The sequence below is a fragment of the Bradyrhizobium sp. genome (genome assembly GCF_019244115.1).
GTDB lineage: Bacteria > Pseudomonadota > Alphaproteobacteria > Rhizobiales > Xanthobacteraceae > Bradyrhizobium.
Window position 1 is genome coordinate 1 of record NZ_JAFATE010000541.1, and the last position, 5183, is coordinate 5183.

Sequence of the window (5183 nt, forward strand, 5' to 3'; positions counted from 1 at the left end):
ATCGCACTGATCCGGCAGATGATGTGGCGCATGCTGGGCGCCGACGATCCGATGGAGGCGCACAAGGTCGACAGCCGCGGCATCTACACACGGGGCCGCTCGGAGGACGTCAAGCAAGGCGTGACCGCGTTTCTGGAGAAGCGCCCCGCGCAGTTCAACAACAAGGTCTCGGCAGACATGCCGGACTATTTTCCGTGGTGGGACGAGCGGGCGTACAAATAACACCGCCTGCTGCACGCTTCTCGGTGGTCATCACCCGCGAAAGCGGGTGATCCAGTAGGCACCGGCGTCTCGAAAACGATGACCGCCACGGCGTACTGGATGCCCCGCTTTCGCGGGGCATGACCAGTTATTCCATCATCAGCGCGACGCGGCCGATCGCCTTGCGCTCGATGAGAAGCCGCATCGCCCTGGCGTAGTCTTCAAGTGGCAGGCGATGCGAGACGTGGGGACGGACCTTTCCGGCCTCGGCCCATTGCAGCAGCTCGGTCATTCGCCTCTCGCCGAGCACGGGATCTCTTCGCGCCGCTTCGCCCGCGCGTACCCCCAGCACGCTCGCTCCCTTGATCAGCACGAGGTTGGTGCGCGCAAGCCCGATACCGCCGGTGAAGCCGATCACGAGCAGCCGCGCACCCCAGGCAATGCAGCGCAGGCTGTCCTCGAACACTGGTCCACCCACGGGATCGAACACGACGTCCGCGCCGCGCCCGTCGGTGATGCGCTTGACGGCATCGCGAAACGGCTCGCGCGAATAGAGCACGACGTGGTCGGCGCCGCGGGTGCGAGCGACCGCGAGCTTCTCCTCGCTCGAGGCGGCCGCGATCACGGCCGCGCCGATCAGCTTACCGATCTCGACCGCGGCAAGCCCGACACCGCCGGCAGCGCCATGCACCAGCAACGTTTCGCCGGCGCGAAGCTGGCCGCGATCGACGAGGGCATGATGGGCGGTGCCGTGCCCGGCAAGAAAGGTAGCGCCTTCCGCGTAGTCGAAATTCTTCGGCAGCCGCGTGAGCTGGGCCGGAGCGACCACGGCCTCGTCGGTATAGGCGCCGTGCCGCATCCGCACGATGACGCGATCGCCGATCGCAAATCCCGTGGCCTCACCGTCGACCTCGATCACGTCTCCGGCCGCTTCCACGCCGGGCGTGAACGGCAGCTCCGGCTTGAGCTGATATTCGCCCGCAGCCATCAATATGTCCGGAAAATTGATCCCGGCCGCACGGATCGCGACGCGCACCATGCCTGCTTCGAGCGGCACGCGTGCTGATGTTTCGAGCCGCAGCCGCTCGGGCGGCCCGAGTTCGCGGCAGACGACCCTTCGCACCATCAGGCGGCGCACTCCTTGCGCCGCGCCAAAGCCTCGCGGAGCAGCGGCAGGCGGTCATTGCCGAAATACATGTCGGTCTTATCGACGAAGATGGTCGGCGAGCCAAAACCGCCGCGCGTCATCACCTCGTCGGTGTTGACCTTGAGCTGATCCTTGATCGTCTGCTGGCCGATGCTCGCGAATAATTTTTCCGGATCGACGCCCGCGCGCCTGCAGACTTCTGCGAGCACCGCATCCTGCGAGATGTCCTGGTCTTCGCCCCAGTAGATCTCGAAGACCGCGCGCGCGAACGGCACCAACTCCTGACCGAGAAAGATGCAGCCGCGCATCGCCTTTACGCTGTTCACCGGAAACACGGTCGGGCGCATCTTGATCGCGAGCCCCGCGGAACGCGCCCAATCCGCCATGTCCTTCTTCTGGTAGGCGAGCTTTGCCGGCACGGGATTTTCCCGTGACGCATAAACGCTGGGATTGATGGTATTGAAGATGCCGCCGACCAGGATCGGCCGCCAGATGATCCCTTCGCCAAACTCCTGCGCGAGCGGCTGGATGTTGTGGAAGGCGAGATAGGTCCAGGGGCTGGAGCAGTCGAAGAAGAACTCGATCATGGGCGTTTCCTGTTGTTCAATTCTTTCTGCTTATCGCTTGCACCGTCATTGCGAGGGGCTTTAGCCCCGAAGCAATCCAGACCTTCAGTCGCGGAGAAAGTCTGGATTGCTTCGCTTCGCTCGCAATGACGGGTGGAGAGTGCTCACTTCCGCTCCGCCATTTCCCTGGCGCGAGGGCCGAACATGTTGCGCCGCGCCTCCTCGTCGAACGGCTCCTTGACGAATTTTCCGATCGCCAGTCCCGCCTGCAGTTTCGGCCGCGCGCGCAAGGTCGCGTACCAGCGCTTGACTTTCGGATAATCGTCGAGCGTAAACCCCTGCGCCTTGTGGGTCATGGTCCAGGGAAAGCAGGCGATGTCGGCGATGGTATACTCGTCGCCCGCGACATAGGCGCCGGTCTTGCCGAGCTGAACGTCGAGCACATGGTACAGCCGCGCGGCCTCGTCACGATAACGTGTGATCGCATAGGGGATTTTTTCCGGTGCATAGAGGGCGAAATGGCCGTGCTGGCCGAGCATAGGCCCGAGGCCGCTCATCTGCCACATCACCCACTGGATCACGCGCGAACGCGCGCGCATCTCCTCGGGGAGGAAGCGTCCGGTCTTGTCGGCGAGATAGATCAGGATCGCGCCGGTCTCGAACACCGAGAACGGCTCCCCGCCATCATCAGGCGCATGATCGACGATCGCGGGAATCCGGTTGTTCGGGCTGATCGCCAAAAATTCCGGCCAAAACTGCTCGCCGGCGCGGATGTTGACGGGGATGACGTTGTAGGGAAGCCCCAATTCCTCCAGCATGATCGAGATTTTCCAGCCGTTCGGCGTCGGCGCATAATGCAGGTCGATCATGCAATACCCTTGGCTTTCCGCGCCTACTACTCTCCGTCATTCCGGGATGGCGCGCAAGCGCCAGACCCGGGTCTCGAGATTCCGGCTTCGATGCTTCGCATCGGCCGGAATGACGAAGCAAGGCTGGACGCCGGGGCGTGCGGAGCTATGTACCTGGCGCGCAAGACATGGCAGAGAAGCGCTCAAGAGAAGTGACCGGGAGGGTATCCATGCTGTTTCCAACCACGATCGCGGGCTCGCTGCCCAAGCCGGAATGGCTGGCCGAGCCCAACATGCTGTGGGCGCCGTGGAAGGCTGACGGCGACGAGCTGTTGCGCGCCAAGCGCGATGCCACGCTGCTCGCGGTGAAGCTGCAGGAGGACGCCGGCATCGACATCCTCACCGAGGGCGAGCAGGCGCGCCAGCATTTCGTGCACGGCTTTCTGGAGAAGATCGAGGGCATCGACTTCGCCCACAAGGTCGAGATGGGCATCCGAAAAGATCGCTACAAGGCGATGGTGCCGCAGGTGGTGGCGCCGCTCCGCCTGAAGGGCCGCGTCCATGCCGACGAGGCCCGCGCCGCGCGCACGCATACCAAGCGAAAACTGAAATTCACCCTGCCCGGCCCGATGACCATCATCGACACCATCGCCGACCAGCATTACGGCGACCGCATCAAGATGGCGTTCGCCTTTGCCGAGCTGTTGAACGAGGAAGCCAAGGCGCTTGCCGCCGACGGCGTCGACATGATCCAGTTCGACGAGCCCGCCTTCAACGTCTACATGGACCAGGTCCGCGACTGGGGCGTCAAGGCGCTGGAGCGCGCGGCCGAAGGGCTCACCTGCGCCACGGCCGTGCACATCTGCTACGGCTACGGCATCAAGGCCAACACCGACTGGAAGCAGACGCTGGGCGGCGAGTGGCGGCAATATGAAGAGACTTTTCCGACCATCAACAGCAGCAGCATTCAGCAGGTCGCGATCGAATGCCGCAATTCGCACGTGCCGCTCGATCTTTTGGCGCTGCTGCCGAACAAGGTCGTGCAGGCCGGCGTGATCGATGTCGCCAGCGACGAGGTCGAGACCGCCGAGGACGTCGTCAAGGTGATCGAGGCGGTAACAAAATTCGTGCCGAAGAGCCAGATCGTCGCCACCACCAATTGCGGCATGGCGCCGATGCACCGCGACATCGCCGAAGCCAAGCTGATGGCGCTGGGCGCCGGCGCAAAACTGGCGCGCGAGAGGCTGGGATAATGCGTCTGCTGCGCATCGTTCCGATCGCTATTGCGCTACTGCCGACTGCAGTGGGCGCGTTCCCCGGCGAGCGCGACCGGCTCAATGCCTGTCAGGCGCTGGTCGATCTGACCACGCGAGCGCCACATGCAGGTCCAGCCCACAACGCGGCTGACGATGCCGAGCTGCAAAAATGCCGGATGGTCATCAAGGAATGGACGCTGCGTGATTCCCGGATGAGTGTCGACGAGCAGGGCCGGCCGCTGCACTGAACGGGATTGTCCCGCTTGCTTGCGAGCCCCAAAATTCAGGCCGGGCGCTCCTCAAGATGGCTGAACCTTCGACTTGCCAGCACGACTCACCTCTAGGATGACGTGTGCCGGAATTGAAAGGGGGGCGTCTGCCTTAGATTGAATTTGCGCAATCGGAGGGAATGCCATGAAATCCAATTTCAAGATCGGAACGGTATTGCTCGCAGGTATCGCGATTGGAGCTATCGCGGTTCAAGGCCTCCACGCTCAAGGAGCCAAGCTGAAAGCCTACTCCGTCAGCGAGCTCGAAATCCTCGATGCTTCAGCGCAAGCCGCCTATCTTCCGGCCGCCCGGAAGGCGATAGAGGCAGCCCATGGTCAGGCATTACGGACAGCGGCCGGACGGGTTGTTCAGATCGAGGGTGGGCCAGCCCCCAAGAACGTGGGGATCGTCGAATGGGGCAGCCTGGACGAGGCTGTCGCATTCTACAAGTCGAAAGCCTGGACGGACCTCGCACCCGAGCGGGACAAGGCGGTCAAGACCACACGGAGGTACGTCGTCGAAGTCGAAAAGTAGGCGCGTATCCTACTCTGCGACCGCAGCGGGCGGCGCCACAGTGCAAAGGCGATCTGAGGCGCCGCTGCCGCATCCAGACCGATCGCAGCGTATGTTCTCACTTCCCGGCGCTCGGATGCAGCACCGGCCGGTAGCCGGCAGCGAGCGCGCGGAGCGTCGACGGCGGCGTCAGCAGCATCGTGTTGTCGTCAGTCATCTCTGCTGCGCGGTAGCCGGCGGGTGACCACAGCAGTGCCCTGCCCTGCGCAATCAGATAGCTGTCGGCACCTTGCTGCACCATCGCGCCGTCCGGCAGTTCGGCCAGCGGCCTTGGCAGCGGATGCAGCCGCTTCCTGCCGTGATCCAGCCGCTCACGATGCAG

The 5183-nt window shown here is 63.6% G+C and carries 6 protein-coding genes and 2 pseudogenes; 4 read left to right on the top strand and 4 right to left on the bottom strand.

Features of this window, described 5'->3' with window-relative positions; translation table 11 throughout:
• Positions 1 to 222: pseudogene (locus JOZ76_RS23855) on the top strand (enoyl-CoA hydratase); the annotation flags it as partial.
• Positions 223 to 349: 127 nt separating this feature from the next.
• Here JOZ76_RS23855 and JOZ76_RS23860 read toward each other — a convergent pair.
• From JOZ76_RS23860 to JOZ76_RS23870, 3 genes are all read right to left on the bottom strand, one after another.
• Positions 350 to 1327 carry an NADPH:quinone oxidoreductase family protein gene (locus tag JOZ76_RS23860; protein ID WP_291702513.1) on the bottom strand — a complete coding sequence of 326 codons (978 nt, stop codon included), beginning with the start codon at positions 1325 to 1327 and terminating at the stop codon, positions 350 to 352.
• Positions 1327 to 1935, bottom strand: a complete 609-nt coding sequence (locus tag JOZ76_RS23865) for a 2-hydroxychromene-2-carboxylate isomerase (protein WP_291702515.1) — start codon at positions 1933 to 1935, stop codon at positions 1327 to 1329. The genes JOZ76_RS23860 and JOZ76_RS23865 overlap by 1 nt, the downstream gene beginning before the upstream one ends.
• Before the next feature lie 143 nt (positions 1936 to 2078).
• Entirely contained in the window at positions 2079 to 2783 is a 705-nt protein-coding gene (locus tag JOZ76_RS23870) for a glutathione binding-like protein (RefSeq protein ID WP_291702517.1), read from the bottom strand.
• Between the two features lie 209 nt (positions 2784 to 2992).
• On the opposite strand from JOZ76_RS23870, the gene JOZ76_RS23875 reads away from it, so the two are divergent.
• The 3 genes from JOZ76_RS23875 to JOZ76_RS23885 all read left to right on the top strand — a co-directional run bounded on the left by JOZ76_RS23875 (position 2993) and on the right by JOZ76_RS23885 (position 4822).
• Complete coding sequence (locus tag JOZ76_RS23875) at positions 2993 to 4015, top strand: methionine synthase (protein WP_291702519.1); 1023 nt, start codon at positions 2993 to 2995, stop codon at positions 4013 to 4015.
• The gene (locus JOZ76_RS23880; RefSeq protein WP_291702521.1) at positions 4015 to 4266 is read left to right on the top strand and encodes a hypothetical protein; all 252 of its coding nucleotides are present in this window, start codon (positions 4015 to 4017) and stop codon (positions 4264 to 4266) included. The genes JOZ76_RS23875 and JOZ76_RS23880 overlap by 1 nt, the downstream gene beginning before the upstream one ends.
• A 166-nt stretch (positions 4267 to 4432) precedes the next feature.
• Complete coding sequence (locus tag JOZ76_RS23885) at positions 4433 to 4822, top strand: DUF1330 domain-containing protein (protein WP_291702523.1); 390 nt, start codon at positions 4433 to 4435, stop codon at positions 4820 to 4822.
• Between the two features lie 97 nt (positions 4823 to 4919).
• Here the strand turns inward: JOZ76_RS23885 and JOZ76_RS23890 are convergent.
• Positions 4920 to 5183 (bottom strand): annotated as a pseudogene (locus tag JOZ76_RS23890) (hypothetical protein); the annotation flags it as partial.